The organism is Streptomyces sp. NPDC059874 (genome assembly GCF_042731135.1).
Lineage (GTDB): Bacteria > Actinomycetota > Actinomycetes > Streptomycetales > Streptomycetaceae > Streptomyces.
In genome coordinates, this window is sequence record NZ_JBHWJY010000006.1 from 85393 (window position 1) to 103889 (window position 18497).

An 18497-nucleotide genomic window follows, 5' to 3' on the forward strand; every position below is an offset into this window, starting at 1 on the left:
CCACCGCCCCGGGGCCGCCGCCCCCAATATGACCGGGGCGGCCCCGCGGCCCGGGGCCGCCGACCCCCCCCCCGGCCCCAAACCGCCCGCAATTTTCAGCCTCGCCGGCGTTTGAGGCGCGGGGTCTGGGGCGGAGCCCCAGGTCCCGGCGGAGCCGGGCAAGATGAGCGCATGCGCATCGCAGTCACCGGTTCGACCGGGCTCATCGGCAGTGCACTCGTGCGGTCCCTCCGGGAGGACGGGCACGAGGTGGTCCGGTTCGTCCGCCGCGAGCCCGCCGCAGGCGACGAGGTGAGGTGGGACCCGGCGCGCGGCCACGTGGACCCGGCCGGACTGGTCGGCTGCGGGGCCGTCGTGGGGCTGGCCGGGGCCGGGGTCGGCGAGCGCCGGTGGACCGCCGCGTACAAGAAGGAGATCCGCGACAGCCGGGTCCTCGGCACCGCCGCCCTGGCGCGGGCGATGGCCGCGATGGACGAGCCGCCGCAGGTGTTCGTCGTGGGGACCGCCATCGGGTACTACGGCGACACCGGCGATCGGCCAGTCGACGAGCGCGCTCCCGCCGGCGGGGGGTTCCTGCCCTCGGTCTGCGTGGAGTGGGAGGCCGCCGCCGCCCCCGCCCAGGAGGCCGGGATCCGTACCGCGTTCGCTCGTACCGGCCTGGTCGTGGCCCGCGAGGGCGGGGCCTGGGGGCGGCTGTTCCCCATCTTCCGCGCCGGCATCGGCGGCCGGCTCGGCAACGGCCGCCAGTACTGGTCGTACATCTCCCTCCGGGACGAGGTCGCGGCGCTGCGCCACATCATCGACACCCCTTCCATCGAGGGCCCCGTCAACCTCACCGCCCCCGAGCCGCTGACCAACCGCGAGGTCACCGCGGCCATGGCCCGGATGCTGCGCCGGCCCGCGCTGCTGCCCGTGCCGGCCCTGGCGCTGCGCATCGTGCTGGGGGAGTTCTCCTCGGACGTGCTCGGCAGTCAGCGGGCCCGCCCCGCCCGGCTGTTGGAGTCCGGCTTCGCCTTCCGGGACCCGGGTATCGAGGACGCCATCCGCTCCGCCCTCTGAACTCCCTGTTCCGCAGCGCGTGCGACCGCGTGCGACCGTTCGTGACCCGGATGCGACCGTCGTGCGACCGGAACAGACCGGAATACCACACCGAACTCGGGTTCCCCCGGAGCCGGTTGGGGGAAGGAGGATTCCCACACAGCCGCGCCGACCTCGGGGAGGGGCACGTGCTCAGCAGCTCGAACCACGCAGACGTAGTCATCGTAGGAGCCGGAGTCTCAGGACTCGCGGCCGCGCACCACCTGATCGCAGCGGGGGTCACCGTCACCGTCCTGGAGGCCGCGGACGACCCCGGCGGCCGGATGGCCACCGTGTCGGCCGACGGCTTCCGGCTGGACCGGGTCGGCCAGTTGCTCAACACCTCCTACACGGAGCTCGAACGCACCCCCGGCCTGGAGGCCCTGACCCTGCGGCCCTTCGCGCCCGGGGTGCTCGTCCACACCGACGGAAGGCAACTGAGGGCCGGGGCCCTCACCCCCGCCCGCGCCCTGGCCAGCGGCTCCCTCGACCAGGCGCGGCTCAGCGCGGCCCTCGGTCGGCTCGCCGCCCTGCCCGAGGAGAAACTGCTCGCCCGACCCGAACGCACCGCCCACGCCGCCCTGCGCTCCCGCGGCCTGCCGCCGCGCACCGTCAACGGAGTGCTCCGGCCCCTGCTCGCCACCCTGCTGCGGGACCCGGAACTCACCACCTCCAGCCGGGTCGCCGACCTCGCCCTGCGCACCTTCGCCCGCGGCCGGCTCGCCGTGCCCGAGGGCGGGGCCGCGGTCCTGCCCGACCTGCTCGCCGAGTCCCTGCCGCCCGGCACCGTCCGTACCGGCGTCCGGGTCCGCTCGGTCGCGACCAACCTGGTCACCACCGAGGAACACGGCGACTTCAGCTGCCGCTCCGTCCTCCTGGCCACCGGCGCCCGCGCCGCCGCCGAGCTCCTGCCCGGCCTGCGCGTGCCCGAGTTCCACGAGGTCACCGTCCTGCACCACGCCACCGCCACACCCCTGCCCTGGGACGGTTCGCTGCTCCTGGACGGGGACCCCAAGTGGCCCGTGTCCCACACCACCGTGATGAGCGCGGTCGACCCGACGCGGGCACCGGGCGGCCGGAGCCTGGTCACCACCACCGTGCTCGGCCCGCCGCCGCCCCTGCGTACGGTCACCTCGCGCCTCGCCCGGCTCTACGAGTGCGCCACCCGTGACTGGGAGCTGCTGGCCCTCCACCACACCCCGGAGGCCGTCCCCGCCATGCCCCCGCCGCGCGATCCGCGACGCCCGGTGCGGGTACTGGCCGGGCTGTACGTGTGCGGTGACCACCGCGACACCAACACGGTCCAGGGCGCCCTGCGTTCGGCCCGCCGCGCCACCACCGCCGTCCTGCGCGACTTCGGCATCCCGCTCCCGGCCACCCCGGAGCCCGCGATCCCGGTGGCGGCCTGAGAACCACCCACGCCGGGCCCGGCCCCCTCGCAACGGGGCCGGGCCTCATCTCATGCGGTCTCCGCGACCGCTTCCTCCCGGTGCTCCGTGCTCGGCGGCAGCAGCAACAACAGGGCCAGGCTCAGGCCCCGGGTGAGCAGCGCCGCCAGGGCGATGGTGCCGAGGCCGTCCACGTGCAGCGCGGACCCCATCTCCGCGAAGGCCCAGGAGATCAGCAGCCAGAGCAGGAAGTCCTGCACGTAGCCCAGTAGCGAGAGGAGCAGAACGGCGCCCACCGGGGCCCGGCGCCAGTCGGAGCTGGGGCTGATCAGGATGATCTGTCCGAGCACGACCAGCACGGCGGTGGCCATGATCCCCTCGAGGGCCACGTCGGCGAACTCCGGATCCTCGCCGACGAAGCCCTCGACCCAGAGTCCGGGAAGCAGGGCGATCGCCAGGTACACCCCGGCGACGATGCCGATCTTGCGGCGCGTCGCATCTCTCATGTGCGGACCGTCGCATAGAGGATGATCTTCACGCCAGAGGAGCCGGGCATTCCGCTCCCGGTGTTCACGACAACGCGGCCACCCGGTCCCGATAGGTCCGCACCGCCGACGCGTCCCGGTACGGCTCCAGCCGCCGCTCGAAGTCCCGTACGTACTCCACCGCCCGCACCGACCGCATCTCCATCGCCTGCTGAGCCGCCTCCGCGCCCAGCGCGCACGCCTGGTCCAGCTCGCCCAGCCCTAGCCGGGCCGTCGCGAGCACCACCCGGCAGAACAGCCGCGAGCGCGCGTACCCCGGCGCCCGCAACTGCAGCGACCGCTCCGCGTGCTGCGCCGAGGCCCGGTACTGCTGCAGGTCCCGATGGCAGTGCCCGAACTCGTCCGCGAGCTGCGCCTCGTCGTAGAACCGCGCCCAGTGGGGCACGTCGTCCCCCGGCCGGGCCGCGCCCAGCGCCCGCTCCGCCCGCACCAGCGAGGCCGTCGCCGCCCGGACCTCGCCGAGCACCGCGTGCCCCCGCGCCTCCGCCGAGTGCAGCAGCGCCTGCACCACCGGCGGCGGGCCCGAGCCGACGCCCTGCTGGGCGACGCGGGCCAGCTGCACCGCCTCCCGGCCGTGGCCCAGGTAGACCGCCTGCCGGCTCATGGTGACCAGCACGTACGACCCGTACGGCCGGTCGCCCGCGGCCTGCGCGAGCCGCAGCGCCTGCACGAAGTAGCGCTGCGCGAGCCCGTGCGCGGCGATGTCGTAGGAGGTCCAGCCCGCGAGCCGGGTCAGATCGGCGGCGGCCGCGAACAGCCGGCGCCCGGTGGTCTCCCCGTAGGTCCCGCGGAGCATCGGCTCCGCCTCGTGCTCCAGGTAGCGCACCAGCGCCTGCCGGGCGTGCCCGCCACCGTAGGCCTGGTCCAACGTGCGGAACAGCTCGCTCACCGATCTCAGGGCGGCGATGTCCCCGCCCGTCACCCGCTGCCCGGGACCCCGGTCGATCTGCCGCTGCCGGGGCACCGAGGCCCGGCCCTGCACCGGGACGCGGGCCGCCGCCGGCGGTGTCGTCGGCTGGGCGCCGCGGCCGACCCGCTCGTCGGCCCGCCCGATCAGCCAGTCCCGGCTGGGCACGACCAGCCCGGCCGGGGTGAAGGCGATCTTCCGCAGCTCGGCGTGCGAGCCGGAGTCCTTGCGCCACAGGCCGCTCGCGATGTCCACGGCCTCTTCCGGGGTGGCCGCGAACTCCAGCCCCGCGTACACGGGCGCGCAGGCGTCCAGCCCCAGGTCCTGCGCGGACAGCCGCCGCCCGAGGCGTCGGGTGAAGACCTCCGCGATCAGCGCCGGGGTGGTTCCGCGCGGCTGCTGCCCGCGCAGCCACCGGGTCACGGAGGTCTTGTCGTACCGCAGATCGAGACCGTGCTCCAGGCCGAGCTGATCGACGCGGCGGGCTAGCCCGGCGTTGGAGAACCCGGCTTCCGCGATCAGCGCCGCGAGCTGCCGGTTGGGGACGCGCTGGGCAGGTCGTTCCGTCATCGGCTCCACGGTCTCCTGACGTGACGGACCGGAGTCCCGGCCCTGTGAACGGCGTGAATGTAGCGGCGAACTCCGCTCACACCGCCCTCTCTGCCCCACATTCATCCGATCGTGTGCAGAATGCGTAGGGCTCTTTACGGACCGACCCCCTCCACCCGCATAGGCTGCCGCCCATGACCCGTCGGCCCCACCGGGCGCACCTTCCCGAGGAGCGCCCCGAATCCACCGCTCCGCTGCCTCCGCCCGAGCTGACCGAGGCCGAGTGCCGGCGCTGCGGCACCTACATCGCGGGGCTCGACGGCCGCTACGCGTGCGGGGTGTGCGGCTGGGTCAACGACCACTCCGAGGGCCACCGGCGGCTGCCGCGCGCGGACGAGGACCCGGACCGCCCGCCGAAGGGCCGGCGCAGGCCGAAACAGCTGCCGTGGCCCCCGCTGGATCCCCCGTCGCCCACCCCCGCCGAGCCACCCGCGGGGCCGCCGTACCCTTGCTGAGTGCGATACGTGCACACAGCAGGTTCAACGAGGAGGCGCTGCGGTGGCTGAGCTTGGGTTTGTCCATCTGGGCTTCGGACCGGAGTCCGTCGAGTACACCGCGGCCTGGGAAGAGCAGCGCCGGGTGCACGCGGCGCGCTTCGCGGACGAGATCGGCGACACCTGCCTGCTGGTGGAGCACGAGCCCGTCTACACCGCCGGCCGGCGCACCGATCCCAGCGAGCGCCCGCTCGACGGCACCCCCGTCGTCGACGTCGACCGCGGCGGCAAGATCACCTGGCACGGTCCGGGCCAGCTCGTCGGCTACCCGATCATGAAGCTGCCCCGCCCGGTGGACGTGGTCGCGCACGTGCGCCGCCTCGAAGAGGCCCTGATCCGCACCGCCGCCGACTTCGGTGTGGAGACCACCCGCGTCGAGGGCCGCTCCGGGGTCTGGGTGCTCGGCGACCCGATCGAGGAGCGCCCGAAGCTCGGCGGACTCACCCTCGACCTCGGCGCGCCCGTCTCCACTGCGCCCGTTCAAGACCCGCGCACCGGCGACGACGAGTTCGACGCCCGGCTCCACGGCCCCGAGTACGCCCCGTCCAACGCCGGCCAGCGCCGAGAGGACCGCAAGCTCGCCGCCATCGGCATCCGCGTCGCCAAGGGCGTCACGATGCACGGCTTCGCGATCAACGTGAACCCCGACAACGCCTGGTTCGACCGGATCATCCCCTGTGGGATCCGGGACGCCGGTGTGACCTCGCTCTCGTACGAACTGGGCCGCGAGGTCACCATCGCCGAGGTGCTGCCGGTCGTCGAGCGTCACCTGAAGGGCGTACTGGAGCACGCGGAACTGAAGCCGCGCGAGATAGAGCCCGCCGTCGGCGGCTAGCCGAGGGGAATGAGCCCGGTCCCCCGCAGGTTGGCCGGACGTAAGAGCGTACGAATTACGGGCGTACCCTGGTGGGCGCCGAAGAATCGAAGTCACAGGGAGCCGGTCGTGTCCGCAGTCGCACCCGACGGACGCAAGATGCTGCGCCTCGAGGTCCGTAACGCCCAGACCCCCATCGAGCGCAAGCCCGAGTGGATCAAGACCCGGGCGAAGATGGGCCCCGAGTACACCAAGATGCAGGCCCTGGTGAAGGGCGAAGGACTGCACACGGTGTGCCAGGAAGCCGGCTGTCCGAACATCTACGAATGCTGGGAGGACCGCGAGGCCACCTTCCTCATCGGTGGCGACCAGTGCACCCGGCGCTGTGACTTCTGCCAGATCGACACGGGCAAGCCCGAGGCCCTGGACCGGGACGAGCCCCGTCGCGTCGGCGAGTCGGTCGTCACGATGGACCTGAACTACGCCACCATCACGGGCGTCGCGCGCGACGACCTGGCCGACGGCGGCGCCTGGCTGTACGCGGAGACCGTGCGTCAGATCCACCAGCAGACGGCGGGCCGCGAGGCCGGCCACACCAAGGTCGAGCTGCTGGCCCCCGACTTCAACGCGGTCCCGGAGCTGCTGGAGGAGGTCTTCGCCTCCCGCCCCGAGGTCTTCGCGCACAACGTCGAGACGGTGCCGCGGATCTTCAAGCGGATCCGCCCCGGCTTCCGCTACGAGCGCTCCCTCGACGTGATCACCAAGGCGCGCGCCTACGGCCTGGTCACCAAGTCGAACCTGATCCTCGGCATGGGCGAGGAGCGCGAGGAGGTCTCGCAGGCCCTGAAGGACCTGCACGAGGCCGGCTGCGAGCTCATCACGATCACCCAGTACCTGCGGCCCTCGCCGCGGCACCACCCCGTCGAGCGCTGGGTGAAGCCGGACGAGTTCGTCGAGCTGGCGAAGGAGGCCGAGGAGATCGGCTTCTCCGGCGTGATGTCCGGCCCGCTGGTCCGGTCGTCTTACCGCGCTGGACGTCTGTACACCCAGGCGATGGAGAAGCGCAGCCGAGCCGGAGCGTAGGTTGCGGGTCCGCCCGAGGAACGAGGCGGAGCCGACCAACATGACGGAGAAGCACGCCGCGAGCGTGTGAACTCGCGCACAAAGCATTACTAACGGGTAACACCGCATCGACGCGGCCCCTAGGCTCTTTCTCGAGGGAGAGCCCGGCGGGCCGCGTCAAACTTTCGTCACGATTGACCCGCCGGTCATGCGCTGGTAACACCAGTCAGTGACGCTGGATCCACACACCGCACACACCGGCACCGTGAAAGGGATCGACATCATGCAGGCCGCGCCCGTACGCGCCATCGCCATCCCGTCCCTGTCAGACGCCTTCCGGGGCCTCGAATCGCTGCTGATGAGCGGCGCCCGCCGGAACGCCTGGACGGCGGTCCTCGAAGACCGGCGTCGGGCCAAGGACCGGGTCGAAACCGAACACGTACTTGAGGCCGCGGCGACCCGGACCCCGCAGGCCACGTAAACTTCGCTTTATGGCGAGGAAGTCAAACGCAGAGACTGCTGCGAACCCCGGGCGACTGAAGCAGATCGCCCTGACGTACAAGATGACGCGCAAGGCCGACCCGAAGGTCGGTCTGATTGTCGCGGGCGTGGGAATCGTCACCTTCGGTGTCTTTCTCGCGATCGGCTTCCTGATCGACGCTCCGGTCTACCTGGGCATCCTGGGCTTCCTGGTGGCGTTCCTCGCGATGGCGATCGTCTTCGGACGACGGGCCGAGCGGGCTGCCTTCGGGCAGATGGAGGGACAGCCGGGAGCGGCCGCGGCCGTACTGGACAACGTGGGACGGGGCTGGACGACCACCCCGGCCGTCGCGATGAACAAGAGCCAGGACATCGTCCACCGGGCCGTCGGCAAGGCCGGCGTCGTGCTGATCGGCGAGGGCAACCCGAACCGGGTGAAGCTCCTTCTCGCGAACGAGAAGAAGAAGATGGGCCGCATCCTGCCCGACAGCGTGCCGGTGCACGACTTCATCGTGGGCACGGGCGAGGGCGAGGTGCCGCTCAAGAAGCTGCGCACCACCCTGCTGAAGCTGCCCCGCGTCCTGGTCGGTCCCCAGATCACCCAGGTGAACGACAAGCTGCGCGCCATGGGGGACCTGATGTCGAACATGCCGCTGCCGAAGGGCCCGATTCCTGGGCGTGGTGGTTCCGCTCGCCCGCCTCGCGGGCGCTAGTTGCGGCGAGGATGACACCCGGCCGAACCTTGCCGGTCATCTCCAACTTGGGAAGCTGCTGACGGGGGGCCACAGGCCCCCTGTCGCAGTCCTCCATGGCCCTCATCACGCGTTCCCATCGACCTGACTTACTCCAGCGCCTCCAGTGACCTATTAGCCCCGTAGAACCGTGCGTAGCGTCAAGTTCAGGCCAAGCCACCCCTGTGCGCGCCTTCTCAAGGAACGCCTCCAGGACCGTCCGAGGGGCGAGCCCTCCCCGTTGACGGGGCACAAGGCCGTTGTGCGGAAAGCGCTCCAGTTCAACGATGTGATCCCAGACGTGATCACAGAGCATCGGCACCTCCCTGTCGTTGTCCCGGAACCACTCACCGATAGGGCACAGAAGACCCCGGTGCATGGGGGGCGGGGGAGTAAGAACCTTGATCTTGATGTCGAGCAGGTTCATCCACTCCGCTTGCTGTTCCCTGGTGAACCTGTCAAGCCGGCCTGAGGCAGTTCGGGCCAGCGCCTGAAGATCCTTCATTCGCTGATCCGCGGTGGCTGCCTCCGCCTGCCACACCTGAACCTCGTCCCGCTCCTTGCGAAGCTGTTCAAGCTCGTCATACAGCGGCTTGAGCTTCCGCTCTACAGCGGCCTCAGCCTCGTTGCCCGTAAGCCCCTGGCGGGTCACCTGCTTCACAGCAACCGCCATCATGAGATCAATCGCGTCATCCTTCTCGGCCACCTTCTGATCAAGAGATGCCAGACGCGATGCAAAGTCCACGGTTGTCTTCTTCGCGCTGCCGGCCCACTCCTCTGCCAACGCTTGAAGCCGATCACCGCTGCCGAGGAGATTGCAGACAGCCCCCCAAGCCCACTTCTCAACTCCGTCGGCGGCAATCTGCGAGCAGTTGCATCCGCCTGAGCCGGCGTACTGCTCCCACTTGCCGTTGCAGGTGTAGATCAGGTTCCCGGAGCTTGACGAGGTGCTGCCTACGTAGTGGCCACCGCACAGGCTCTTCAGCCGACCAGACATGACGTAGACCCGCCCTGGGATGGGAGACTTGCGCATCGGCTTCGCAGTGGCCTGCTTCAGCTCAGTTACCTCCACAGGCGTAAACATTCTGGGGATGTCGATGGTCATGGAAGGCCCCCAAACAGGGGTTCCATCCGCCTGAAGTAGTGCGTTCTTCGGATTGCGGAACACATACCGGCCGTTCAAGAGGTCTTCGTCCATGAGGCGGCCTCGAAGGTTGGCGTGAGTCCAAGGCACACCGGACCGAGTCACGAAGCCTTCGGCGTTTAGGTACAGGGCTGTCTGTCGCCAATTGCCCTTTTCCCGCACCACGATCTTCCGAGCAAGCCGCAGAGTCTCGGCCTCGTGCAGAGCCTCGCACGGATCCGCACGAGTACACGCCTCGCCTCCGTCGCAGAGATCAAGAACGAGTACCTGCTCACCCTTCAGGCCCTTGTTAGCAATGCGATACCCATACCGAGCCTGGCCCCCGGGGAAGCCACCCATCTCAGCCTTCTCTTGGATTCCGCCTTGCGTGCGCTTCCGGATCTTGGCTAGCTCCTTGAAAGCCTCGTTCGCCTTGTCGCGCATACGAGACTCGCCCTCTTCAGTGGTGTTGTCGATATCCTCATCAACAACCGCCACGAAGATTCCAAGATCCTGGAGCTTCCAGACCCATTCCCAGAAGACGCGGTTCTGCCGGCCGATGGCCCGTGTCTCGTAGACACACACGAGATCGAAGGGTCGCGGTACCTGAACCGCGAGCTCCATGATCTTGGTAGCGCCCTCGCGCTCCTCCCACGGCAGCGTCCCGGACTCGCCTTCGTCCGTGAAGGTGCCAACGTGGGCCCAACCCTTCTTCTGGATGTGGGCAGCAGTCCGCTTGCCGGTGTAGGCAATGCCGTAACCCTTGGTCTGGTCCTCGGTGGACACCCGCAGGTAGTCAACGGCGCGGAGCGTCGATTGTTGCATCATGCGTGATGCAACATTGATCGCAGATATGACAGACTTACCCATGTCAGTCCCTCCAGACTGGCCAGACCCCGGGGCGTTGGAGCGCCGCCGGGGTCACCCATGTGGTTGGCCTGATCATACGTCAGCGGTGCAAGCCTTACGGGGAGAACAAGAGATCAAGGATGCGGCGATGGGCTGCCAGAGATCCAAGAGCCTCCGTCGCAACCCAGGTAACCAATCTGCCTTCTGAGTCGCACTCAGAAATACTTAGTGGCTCTCTCTCCTCTTCGCCGGTGTTGTTCACGGCTTTCTCTTCCAGTCCAACACCTTCGCTTCCCAATCGGTTTCAGTGCGCCACACCACGCGAAAGACCCCAGCCGCCTGAAGGCGAGGGAGGCACCTGTAACACGGGGCCCGGGTGATGTAGACCGTTCCGCCCATCAGGTCCTCGCGGTTGGCGTGAATCAACAGGTTTTCTTCTGCGTGGATGCTGATGCAGTTTCCGTAGTCTGAGCCCTTGGGTATCTGCTCGTAGCTGAGCCGGCCCCGAGGACACCAACCGTCCGAGAGACAGCCCTTCTCTCCTGGCGGAGTGCCGTTATAGCCAGCCGCACAGAGCCGGCGCCGGCGATCCAGGAGGACGGCACCGACCTGAGATCGAGTGCAGTCCCCGCGGGCCGCTACGGCGTCCGCCACCCCTAGAGCCCACTCGTCCCAGTGCGGGCGATTAGAAGGCACGGTAGGCGTTCTCCTCGTAGTCGTAACGCAGATCCAGCGGCCCCTTTCCGCCTAGAACGAGCAGCTCCCCACAGCAGCCGGCAGCCTCAATGAACAGTCCATAGCGCTTCACGAGGTCATTCAGGTCCCGGATAAACGACTTCTGCGCCTCGCTCTGCATCGACTTACTCAGAGTCCTTCTCCTTCATGCTGAAAACCAGCGGAACGGCCAACAAGGAAGTGCCACGACACTTCAGAGAGGCCGGGTAGCGAGAGAACCCGGATACGTGCGTCGGGGTATCGGGCCAGGAGCCCACGCAGGCTTCGGCGTACGTGTTCATTCCCATATGCGAGGCGATGCCGTCCACCTTGGTTGTAGCCGTACCTGCTGGACTCAATCAGGTGGGTAGGGAGTTCACTCACAGTCGTTCTCCTCCGAGCTAACGACCGGAAGACCCATGAGGCCGATCCAGGTATCTGCCGACATCTCCTGAGCCAGGGAGGCCGGCACACCGCCGGCCACGGCCTCAGTGAAGACGAGACCAGCAATCCGAGCCGACGTCACCGCGTAAGCCCCCTGCTTCTGAAGTCGCTCACTGTTCATCTGGTCCTCAATCCCGCTCACCAGCTCGTCAAAGGTGTTCTCATCCATGGGCCCTCCTAGGGTTCCTCTACTCAACGAAAAAGACAGCCGGGTATGTTGTGGGTTCAGTCCCGTAATTGGAAGCGGTTACGTCCATAAGCACTTCGCCGCCTCCAATCAAGACCTTGCCGTACGAACAGCAGCCGCACCCTGAATCGTTGGTGATCACTGGTATGTCCCCGTGAGCCTTTAGAACCTTCTCGGCTTTGCTAACCAGCTCAGATAGCTTCATGCCTTCTCCTCAGTGCTTGCTTTCTTCAAGTTCGAGCACAGACCCCCAGGAGCGCTGACCAATCTCGGCATCCGCCGGGATCATCAGCCCTTGTACGGGGAACTGCATGATTCGTGCTGCTTCGCGGGCCATCTCAGGGGCTTCATTCTCTGGGAAGCTGAATACGACCTCATCGTGAATTGGAAGGCGAACAAAGGGGGTAAAGCCTGCCTTGTCGAGTTCCAGCAGGGCCCTTGCAGTGACATCCCGGGACCCGCCCTGAACGAAGTAGTTCAGAGCTGCGTACCAACGCCCCTGGTCCACAGGAAGCCGGCGGCCCGTGGCCGTGAAGACAAATCCGGTGCGCTTGGCCTCGTCGGCTAGCTCCTTGGCAAAGGCGGCAACACCCGGATACGTCGCATTGAATGCCTCCAGCGTCTTCCGGGCCGTTGCTTCATCGACGCCGGCCTGACTCATGAGGGCCTTCCAACCGCCCCCATATACCGTCAAAAAGTTGGCCATCTTACCTACCTTGCGAATGACCCCGGCCGCATCCGCGGTTATCTGGTGTAGGTCGAGGTCGTTCAGAAAGGCGTTCAGCATTGTTCGGTCACGGGAAAAGGCAGCCAGGTAACGAAGTTCCATGTTTCCGAAGTCAATGGAGCAACTTACGTGCCCTTCTTCGGCTAGCCACATATGCCGTACGTAACCCGAGCCGGCGGGGTACGTCTGTGCCGGCACAGCCCCGGAAATACTCATCCTTGACGTGCGAGCCTGGAGGCTATTTATGGACGCCCGCACCCGGTTCTGTGAATCCCTAGACTCCAAGGCACTCTCAAACCAGGTTTTCCGCCACTTACCCGCCTTGCGGCCCTTGATGACTGCCTCGGCCAGCGGGTGACTGAGGGAGGTCAAAACCTCGTCGTCCATTGCAAGCTGCCCCTTGGCAGTTCGCTTGGTCAGCTTGAGGCCGAACCCCTCGAAGGCTGAGATGAGCTGCTGATTCGAGTTCGGATTCTCCACACCGAACGACCGAGCAACCGTCTCCCAGTGCTCTTGGTCAGCAGTCAGCTCCGCACATCGCTTTTCTGCGTACTCGACATCAAGCAGGTATCCCGTACGTTCGAGCTTGGCTGTCACGTGCGCAAGGCGATGTTCCCACCCAATGAGCCCCTTGACCTTCGAGCGAACAGGGACCAGCCGATACAGAATCTGGAAAAGCCTGTATGCGAGGGCAGGATCCATGCCGGCGTAGCGGTTGTAGTCCTCATCTCCCAGTTCGACCAGGGCCCAAATTTTGTCCTTGGTCGTCTTGTACTTCTTGGCGAGCTCGCGCATCGAGCCCTTAACCTCTTCAGCCGTCTTGGAGCACAGATAGTGCTTAGTCAGCTCTTCCAGCTTTAGGCCGGGCCCACGTTCCTTAACGGCCCGCGGATCCACGAGGTGAGCAAGCAACTTGGTATCCCACATCTTTTGAGCAAGCTCCTCCATGGGGATGCCCAAGCATGCTTCGACCACGTGAAGATCAAAAGTTCCGTTGTGGGCTACTAGGTATTCGAGACGGTGCAGAGCTTCCCGAACTGCCTGCCCGTAGGCCGGCCCCTTCTCTACTGGAATGACCCAGGTCTCAGAGCCGGTGCCAAACTGAGCCAGCCTCAGCCGGAACCCTCGGTCAGCATTCCACCAGTCAAGGCCCGTAGTCTCGGTGTCGAAGCCGACTATTCGTTGCCGGGAGACCCATTCATTGAAGGGTTCGAGGTCATCGGGCGTCTCGACAACTCGAATGTTGACCGGCTGACCCTTGATTCGGTAACTGATGTGGCGCAAGGGCTCCCCCTAGAAGTACCTGTGATAAGCGGCTGCGCCGATGAAAACGCAGTTCGAGGCAGTCACCCCCAGGCAGAACCAGAAGAGTCGTTGCCGTCTGGTTAGGGGGCTACTCGGCCGTGTTCCACGAACGCGGCGTGAGTGCTTGGCATGTGAGCCTGGAATGTCTTCTCCATCTGTTCGGCAACCAGCTCGATCTCTCGCTGTGGGAAAGATGGGTAAGTGGCGTCTGCGGAGCGAGTTCGCAGAGAAAGGAAGTGCATGAGTGATCGGGCGTTACATGTGGCGTAGTAGGACGTGAAGAGGCCAACGGGTAGAGCACATCTGGCAATCTCGCGTGCAATACCAGCCTTCAGCATGTCCTTGTAGGCGTCATAGGAGGCGCCGTAGGCATAGAAGAGGTCAGCGACCATTCGCGAGAAATGAGTATCGCTTCCGCTGACGAACTCGTACGCCCCTGGTTTCCCGCGCTGCAAGAGCGGTCGACTCAGGGATGGGATGTAGAAGACGCCTTCCAGCTCCTTGTACCGTCCAGATTCTTCGTTGTACGACCAGCCGGCCCGGTGGCGCATGTGCTCACGAGCTACGAAAACCGGGGCTTCCACGAGGAAGGTGAAAGAGGTGTGCTCGAATGGACTGCCGTGTCGATCACGCATCAGAAAGTTGATGAGTCCTGCGGGGCTTCCCGTGGATGTGATGGAGTCCGATCCCTGAGTAGAGACGCGGGCGGCCTGAACGACATGCTCATCAAGGGCGTTTACGTTGACGAGCTGCACCGTAATGTCACTACGGTTCTTCATGGTTACTCCAAAGAGAAGGGGGCCGAGTTTCCCCGGCCCCCGTCAGTGACTAACTGGCCTCGGTTAGGTCCAAGAACCGTCCTTCTGAAGGAACAGGGCCTTGCACTGCTGGTGCTTCTGCGGGGCAGAGCAGAACATCGCTTCCCAAGGGCCCTTAGCGCTGCTGCCGGTTCGGTGGGTACGTCCGTGCGGGCAGTTGTCGCCGGCCACACCTGCGGCGCCGGCCGGGGCCTGGTCCTGCTGCTGGGTTTGCACTCGGCCGTTCTGGAACTTCGGAGAACCGCCACCACGGCCAGCCGGCGCCTGGTGGGTGTCGCGCATCTTTACGGCTGCGTGAGAGACCATCTCGATCACTCCGCGGTCCGCAAGGGCCTTGATGAGGTCGACGGCCCGCTGTGCCGTTTCGTCGGCTGTGCCGCCGTACACGGAAGGCGTCAGCCACTCAGCCTCATAGCCGGAAGCGGCCTTCAGGGTCATGCCGATCTTGAACGGGTTTGGGGCGGAAACGGGGGCAGTCGTCATAGGCACACTCTCCTGAGGCGTTGGGGTTGGCTGGTTCGGTTCGCCCCACGGGGAGGCGCCATCGAATGGACTGGGAAAGGTCATTCCGTCAGTTCCTTTGTTCAGTGCTCTCGGTGTGACCGGAACACAGCTTAAAGGGCAAGCTAAATCGGGCATGCGCCGGAGGCGCACAGTTCGTCGTAGGAGGTATCCGCGGTCTCGATGCCAAGTTCCGCGGTAAGGCGCTCGTACTCCGCCTTGGTGATCCGCTCATAAGGCGGCTGCTCGAAGCTCCGTTCCGGAAAGATTGTGGTTCCCTTGAGCTCAGGCAGGAACGGTGTCAGCAGCTCTACCAGATCGCCAACCGAATACTTAGCCGGATCAACATTTGCCGTGTACGACACTGCCTGATCCGCCCACGCATCCTGATAGAGGGACTGCACTGCAAGCATGCTCTTTACGGAGAGATCACCAGCATGCTCAAACACGTCCTCTCCGGCATCAATAAGCGGGTCCTTGGTTGGGATGGAGACCACGGAGGTGTTAGCCGCGTACTTGTCGGGCTCAACGTGGTACCCCTTCTGTCGATACTCCTCCACCTGGACCTTCTCACCCGGCTCCAGATCCGAGAAGCGCATACGCCGGATGAAGTAGCCGGCGAACGGCGGGTGAATACCTTCTCCTGAAGCGCCGGCAAGCTTCGAAGTGGTGCCTGTCGGAGCAACTACGCGTGTCTTGATGGGGCGAGGGATCCTCAGCAGGTTGGAATACTCGTCCGCAGCTTCGTCTACGACCTTGGCCATGTCTGCAAGGTCCCAGGAGACCGAACTATCGGCGCCGGCATCTGAGTACCTGATCCCCTGCTTCACAAGGTAGTCGGCAAAGCCGAGATGCCCCACACCGATACGGCGGTACCGAGCAATTGCAGCAGCCGACTTGGGGTCTGCCACTTCGGCAAAAGTAGCTCGAATCAGATAGCGCGTCAGATAACGGTGAGCTTCGGTAATTCCGTTCCAGTCCACCTCTCCATCTTCGCCAACAAACGCGCCCAGGTTCACAGAACCAAGGTTGCATGGCTCCCAGGGAGTCAGCGTTGCCTCACCACATGGGTTGGTCGTGTACGTTCCATCCACTTCACCCTTCGCGGTAAGCGAAGAGTTCCAGATTCCGGGCTCGCCATTTCGGAGCATGCCCTTAGCGATCTCCCGAAGGATGGGCATGGAGGGAGAGGAGAACTTGCGCAGGTATCGAATGAAGTCGGCATCGATCTCCACCGATACGTTGGTCGTCCAGTGGCCTCCCTGAGCCTTGATCCGCAAGAAGGTCCAGATGTGTGGATCGGACCAATGCATGATGCTCATGCGGGCCGACCTACGGACTCCGCCGGCCACGATGGCCGAAGCAATCTCGTGGTCGATCCTCATAGCGTCAATGCCGGTTAGCTCCTGGCCGATCCAGCGCTCTCCACCATCGGCCTGAGGGTCGATCCAGACGCGCTCAGCGAGGACCAGGCCCACGGCCTTCATCATTGCTGCGAACGGCGCCGGCCCGGAGGCTGTACCGCCAAACCGCTTGAGAGGAGCTCCCTTTGCCCTGACACGGCTAACGTCATACACGCGCTGCTTGTGCCTCGTGGCAGGGTCCATGGAGGTGCGGATCAGGTCCCCGAGGGCTTCAGCCCAGCCTTCCCGAGAGTCACCTACCTCGTAAGCCCCGGTCCACTCGTGAGAGTACGAGGTGGAGATGAGACCGGCCTCAACGAGGTCGAGGTAGTCAGCGTGGTCCGGATCGCACACGATGTGTACTTCTACAGGCACCGTGACCTTGGGAAACCCTTCGAGGTAGCGGGACGAGTAGTTGGCGCCGACGCCACCGCCTTCGGCCAGGCGGAGAAGGGTGAAGGTGAAGTGCTCCTCAGGCCGCTCCTTGTCCCAGCCCGCGGCCCAGCAGTTATTCAAGGCGAAGTCATTCACGCCACTGCTCTTGAGGTGCCGGCCTGCTGGCAGAACCTTCAGGTTGCCGATCAGGTCCAGAAGGGCAACCCGCTCTGTGGGTTCAACGTAGCGATCCGCTACAAGCGCGAGGTTCCCGTCTACCACCCGTTCTACGGTCTCTTCCCAAGTCTCCTGCTCGCCGCTCGGCTTCACTCGGGAGTAAGTCCGCTCGAAAACCGTTCGTGCTGTCTCGGTCGCAAAGGTCATGCGGCCACCTTTCGTATGTCTCGATTCATCTGCCTTGCAAGAGCGTCAAGCGCCCTGTTACTAGCCTTGCGTTCGGTGTCATTCACCGGAGGTAGTCCGTACACATACCGCTTCATGAGTACGGCCTGTGTTGCCTTCTGAAGGCGGTTGAAAGCCATCTTGGCGTCATTGCGAGCCGACATCAGGTTGTCCGTGATTCGGCAGGACAGGAGGTCATCCCGCTTGCCCAGCATGCCGCCCATCTCTTCATCGGTGTAGATGAAGGTTCCAAGCGCCATCTTGGCCTCGTCAGGCGTGTAGTAGTACCGCCCATCCTCTACGTCCCTGGCATCGCGCTCGGCGGACGCGAACTGTCGCCCTACCTTTCGGCAGAACTCCCAGACAAAGACCTCGTTGTGAAAGTGCTCTTCGAGCATCGGCCGGCGCTCGTAGGCGTGAAGAAGAATGTGCTGTTTAACGTCATCCTTCTCCACGATGTTCCAGGAGCGAGCCACGGAGGTTCCCACCTTGTCAGCAACCTCGGCCATGTAGACCCAATCAATTTCCGTCATGCAGCTACCCCCTTCACGAATCGTCCGTTAGTGCCCCGGGCACTCTTTCCGTAGACTTCGCCCTCTACCACGAAGCTGCCATCCCTCTTGATGTCGATCGGATAGGGAGCCACGTGGTCCGCCGTGGCGTAGAGGATTCCAAAGCCGGCCTGCCAGTTGGCCACGCCGCCGGCGCCCAGGTACTCCGCCTTTCGGCGCGACATGAGGTTTCCGACCTCGAAGCCCCAGCGGACTGTTTCCTTGCCGCGGTGCCCGCGGCCAACACGCATCACGCCCAGGCGGTGAGTGTGGCCCATGACTACGTTGACTTCGGCCTTCAGCGCGTGCCGTAGTGCCGTCTTGCCGGCCTCCTGCGACAGGCCCTTGATCTCGTGCCCGTGGATGAGAACCGTATCCGGTCCAACCTCGTGGAATGGCGGCGTCAGGTCGATGCCGAATCCGTCGAAGTCCAGGAGCTTGGAAAAGTGAAACTCATCCGCGTATTCGGCAAGTGCCGGGGCCCGATTAGAGAGGTAAGTACGAGGGCGGAGGTCGTGATTCCCTTCGAGAATGCCGAAGGGGCCACTGTAGACCTTGCGGAGGGGCTCAAAGAGGTGCTTCTTGGTGGCATCGGAATCCTCCCGCACTTGCTGCCGGTACTCAAGTCTGGTGCCCTCGCTCCAGCGTGAGGGGGTGGGGTAGTCGTTAAGGTCACCAATTTGATACAGCTCGTCAGGCTGGTAGTCACCCACGAAAGAGACGACGCTCTTCAGTGCCCGTGGATCGTGGTAGGGGATCTGAGTATCAGAGATGACAACTATTCGCTTCATTGGCCGTACCCGCCGATCTTGGTGAGAAACTCGTGCGCTCGCTCCCAGCGCCTTTCATGTACTTGACCGCGCGGAAGGCCATTGACCCGCTGACAGCCATCCTTTGCCGGCGAGTCGCAGATAGGGCATCGAACCAGTGCAACCACTCGACCCTTGTTCAACTCAGACGGAAACCCCTTTCGGGTCTTCCACTCCTCGCT

General features: G+C 65.3%; 19 protein-coding genes. 7 read left to right on the forward strand and 12 right to left on the reverse strand.

Going from position 1 to position 18497, the window contains the following annotated elements:
- The first annotated feature begins 171 nt into the window (after positions 1-171).
- Together ACFV9H_RS05585 and ACFV9H_RS05590 are read left to right on the forward strand one after the other, a co-directional pair.
- Entirely contained in the window at positions 172-1059 is an 888-nt protein-coding gene (locus tag ACFV9H_RS05585) for a TIGR01777 family oxidoreductase (protein ID WP_385393724.1), read from the forward strand.
- A 167-nt stretch (positions 1060-1226) separates the two neighbouring features.
- Positions 1227-2486: an FAD-dependent oxidoreductase gene (locus tag ACFV9H_RS05590; protein ID WP_385393727.1), complete on the forward strand. Its 1260-nt coding sequence runs from the start codon at positions 1227-1229 to the stop codon at positions 2484-2486.
- Positions 2487-2536: 50 nt separating this feature from the next.
- Here the strand turns inward: ACFV9H_RS05590 and ACFV9H_RS05595 are convergent, their stop codons facing one another.
- Positions 2537-2971 carry a hypothetical protein gene (locus tag ACFV9H_RS05595; protein WP_385393729.1) on the reverse strand — a complete coding sequence of 145 codons (435 nt, stop codon included), beginning with the start codon at positions 2969-2971 and terminating at the stop codon, positions 2537-2539.
- Between the two features lie 64 nt (positions 2972-3035).
- On the reverse strand, positions 3036-4487 hold the full coding sequence (locus tag ACFV9H_RS05600; protein ID WP_385393731.1) for a regulator: 1452 nt from the start codon (positions 4485-4487) through the stop codon (positions 3036-3038).
- 173 nt (positions 4488-4660) lie between these two features.
- Between ACFV9H_RS05600 and ACFV9H_RS05605 the strand changes: the two genes are divergently transcribed.
- The 5 genes from ACFV9H_RS05605 to ACFV9H_RS05625 all read left to right on the forward strand — a co-directional run bounded on the left by ACFV9H_RS05605 (position 4661) and on the right by ACFV9H_RS05625 (position 8089).
- Positions 4661-4981 (forward strand): hypothetical protein, encoded by a 321-nt coding sequence (locus ACFV9H_RS05605; protein ID WP_385393733.1) that lies wholly within the window; start codon positions 4661-4663, stop codon positions 4979-4981.
- A 43-nt stretch (positions 4982-5024) separates the two neighbouring features.
- Positions 5025-5855: a lipoyl(octanoyl) transferase LipB gene (gene lipB, locus ACFV9H_RS05610; RefSeq protein ID WP_385393735.1), complete on the forward strand. Its 831-nt coding sequence runs from the start codon at positions 5025-5027 to the stop codon at positions 5853-5855.
- 108 nt (positions 5856-5963) lie between these two features.
- Complete coding sequence (gene lipA, locus ACFV9H_RS05615) at positions 5964-6917, forward strand: lipoyl synthase (RefSeq protein ID WP_385393738.1); 954 nt, start codon at positions 5964-5966, stop codon at positions 6915-6917.
- A gap of 262 nt (positions 6918-7179) precedes the next feature.
- Positions 7180-7377, forward strand: a complete 198-nt coding sequence (locus tag ACFV9H_RS05620) for a hypothetical protein (RefSeq protein ID WP_365168322.1) — start codon at positions 7180-7182, stop codon at positions 7375-7377.
- 10 nt (positions 7378-7387) lie between these two features.
- Positions 7388-8089 (forward strand): DUF4191 domain-containing protein, encoded by a 702-nt coding sequence (locus tag ACFV9H_RS05625; RefSeq protein ID WP_385393740.1) that lies wholly within the window; start codon positions 7388-7390, stop codon positions 8087-8089.
- On the opposite strand, the gene ACFV9H_RS05630 is transcribed toward ACFV9H_RS05625, so the two are convergent.
- The 10 genes from ACFV9H_RS05630 to ACFV9H_RS05675 all read right to left on the reverse strand — a co-directional run bounded on the left by ACFV9H_RS05630 (position 7974) and on the right by ACFV9H_RS05675 (position 18297).
- Positions 7974-10100, reverse strand: a complete 2127-nt coding sequence (locus ACFV9H_RS05630; protein ID WP_385393742.1) for a recombinase family protein — start codon at positions 10098-10100, stop codon at positions 7974-7976. The two genes, ACFV9H_RS05625 and ACFV9H_RS05630, sit on opposite strands and share 116 nt — an antisense overlap.
- Before the next feature lie 237 nt (positions 10101-10337).
- Entirely contained in the window at positions 10338-10775 is a 438-nt protein-coding gene (locus tag ACFV9H_RS05635; protein WP_385393745.1) for a deoxycytidylate deaminase, read from the reverse strand.
- The gene (locus tag ACFV9H_RS05640) at positions 10765-10935 is read right to left on the reverse strand and encodes a hypothetical protein (RefSeq protein WP_385393747.1); all 171 of its coding nucleotides are present in this window, start codon (positions 10933-10935) and stop codon (positions 10765-10767) included. Before ACFV9H_RS05640 ends, ACFV9H_RS05635 begins: the two co-directional genes overlap by 11 nt.
- A gap of 234 nt (positions 10936-11169) precedes the next feature.
- A complete protein-coding gene (locus ACFV9H_RS05645; RefSeq protein WP_385393749.1) occupies positions 11170-11406 on the reverse strand; it encodes a hypothetical protein in 237 nt (78 codons plus the stop codon).
- 232 nt (positions 11407-11638) lie between these two features.
- Positions 11639-13435: a DNA polymerase gene (locus ACFV9H_RS05650; protein WP_385393752.1), complete on the reverse strand. Its 1797-nt coding sequence runs from the start codon at positions 13433-13435 to the stop codon at positions 11639-11641.
- Positions 13436-13536: 101 nt separating this feature from the next.
- Positions 13537-14235, reverse strand: a complete 699-nt coding sequence (gene thyX, locus ACFV9H_RS05655; protein ID WP_385393755.1) for an FAD-dependent thymidylate synthase — start codon at positions 14233-14235, stop codon at positions 13537-13539.
- Positions 14236-14298: 63 nt separating this feature from the next.
- Positions 14299-14757 carry a hypothetical protein gene (locus ACFV9H_RS05660; RefSeq protein WP_385393759.1) on the reverse strand — a complete coding sequence of 153 codons (459 nt, stop codon included), beginning with the start codon at positions 14755-14757 and terminating at the stop codon, positions 14299-14301.
- A gap of 143 nt (positions 14758-14900) precedes the next feature.
- Entirely contained in the window at positions 14901-16937 is a 2037-nt protein-coding gene (gene nrdJ / locus ACFV9H_RS05665; RefSeq protein ID WP_385393762.1) for a ribonucleoside-triphosphate reductase, adenosylcobalamin-dependent, read from the reverse strand.
- Positions 16934-17488 carry a hypothetical protein gene (locus ACFV9H_RS05670; RefSeq protein ID WP_385393765.1) on the reverse strand — a complete coding sequence of 185 codons (555 nt, stop codon included), beginning with the start codon at positions 17486-17488 and terminating at the stop codon, positions 16934-16936. Before ACFV9H_RS05670 ends, nrdJ begins: the two co-directional genes overlap by 4 nt.
- Complete coding sequence (locus tag ACFV9H_RS05675; protein WP_385393767.1) at positions 17485-18297, reverse strand: metallophosphoesterase; 813 nt, start codon at positions 18295-18297, stop codon at positions 17485-17487. The genes ACFV9H_RS05670 and ACFV9H_RS05675 overlap by 4 nt, the downstream gene beginning before the upstream one ends.
- Positions 18298-18497: the final 200 nt, after the last annotated feature.

Coding starts and splice junctions, on each gene's coding strand:
- thyX (WP_385393755.1), bottom strand. CDS start 14,235: ATGAAGAACCGTAGTGACATTACGGTGCAGCTCGTCAACGTAAACGCC.
- ACFV9H_RS05660 (WP_385393759.1), bottom strand. CDS start 14,757: ATGACGACTGCCCCCGTTTCCGCCCCAAACCCGTTCAAGATCGGCATG.
- nrdJ (WP_385393762.1), bottom strand. CDS start 16,937: ATGACCTTTGCGACCGAGACAGCACGAACGGTTTTCGAGCGGACTTAC.
- ACFV9H_RS05675 (WP_385393767.1), bottom strand. CDS start 18,297: ATGAAGCGAATAGTTGTCATCTCTGATACTCAGATCCCCTACCACGAT.
- ACFV9H_RS05585 (WP_385393724.1), top strand. CDS start 172: ATGCGCATCGCAGTCACCGGTTCGACCGGGCTCATCGGCAGTGCACTC.
- ACFV9H_RS05605 (WP_385393733.1), top strand. CDS start 4,661: ATGACCCGTCGGCCCCACCGGGCGCACCTTCCCGAGGAGCGCCCCGAA.
- ACFV9H_RS05670 (WP_385393765.1), bottom strand. CDS start 17,488: ATGACGGAAATTGATTGGGTCTACATGGCCGAGGTTGCTGACAAGGTG.
- ACFV9H_RS05625 (WP_385393740.1), top strand. CDS start 7,388: ATGGCGAGGAAGTCAAACGCAGAGACTGCTGCGAACCCCGGGCGACTG.
- ACFV9H_RS05640 (WP_385393747.1), bottom strand. CDS start 10,935: ATGCAGAGCGAGGCGCAGAAGTCGTTTATCCGGGACCTGAATGACCTC.
- ACFV9H_RS05600 (WP_385393731.1), bottom strand. CDS start 4,487: ATGACGGAACGACCTGCCCAGCGCGTCCCCAACCGGCAGCTCGCGGCG.
- ACFV9H_RS05630 (WP_385393742.1), bottom strand. CDS start 10,100: ATGGGTAAGTCTGTCATATCTGCGATCAATGTTGCATCACGCATGATG.
- ACFV9H_RS05645 (WP_385393749.1), bottom strand. CDS start 11,406: ATGGATGAGAACACCTTTGACGAGCTGGTGAGCGGGATTGAGGACCAG.
- ACFV9H_RS05620 (WP_365168322.1), top strand. CDS start 7,180: ATGCAGGCCGCGCCCGTACGCGCCATCGCCATCCCGTCCCTGTCAGAC.
- ACFV9H_RS05595 (WP_385393729.1), bottom strand. CDS start 2,971: ATGAGAGATGCGACGCGCCGCAAGATCGGCATCGTCGCCGGGGTGTAC.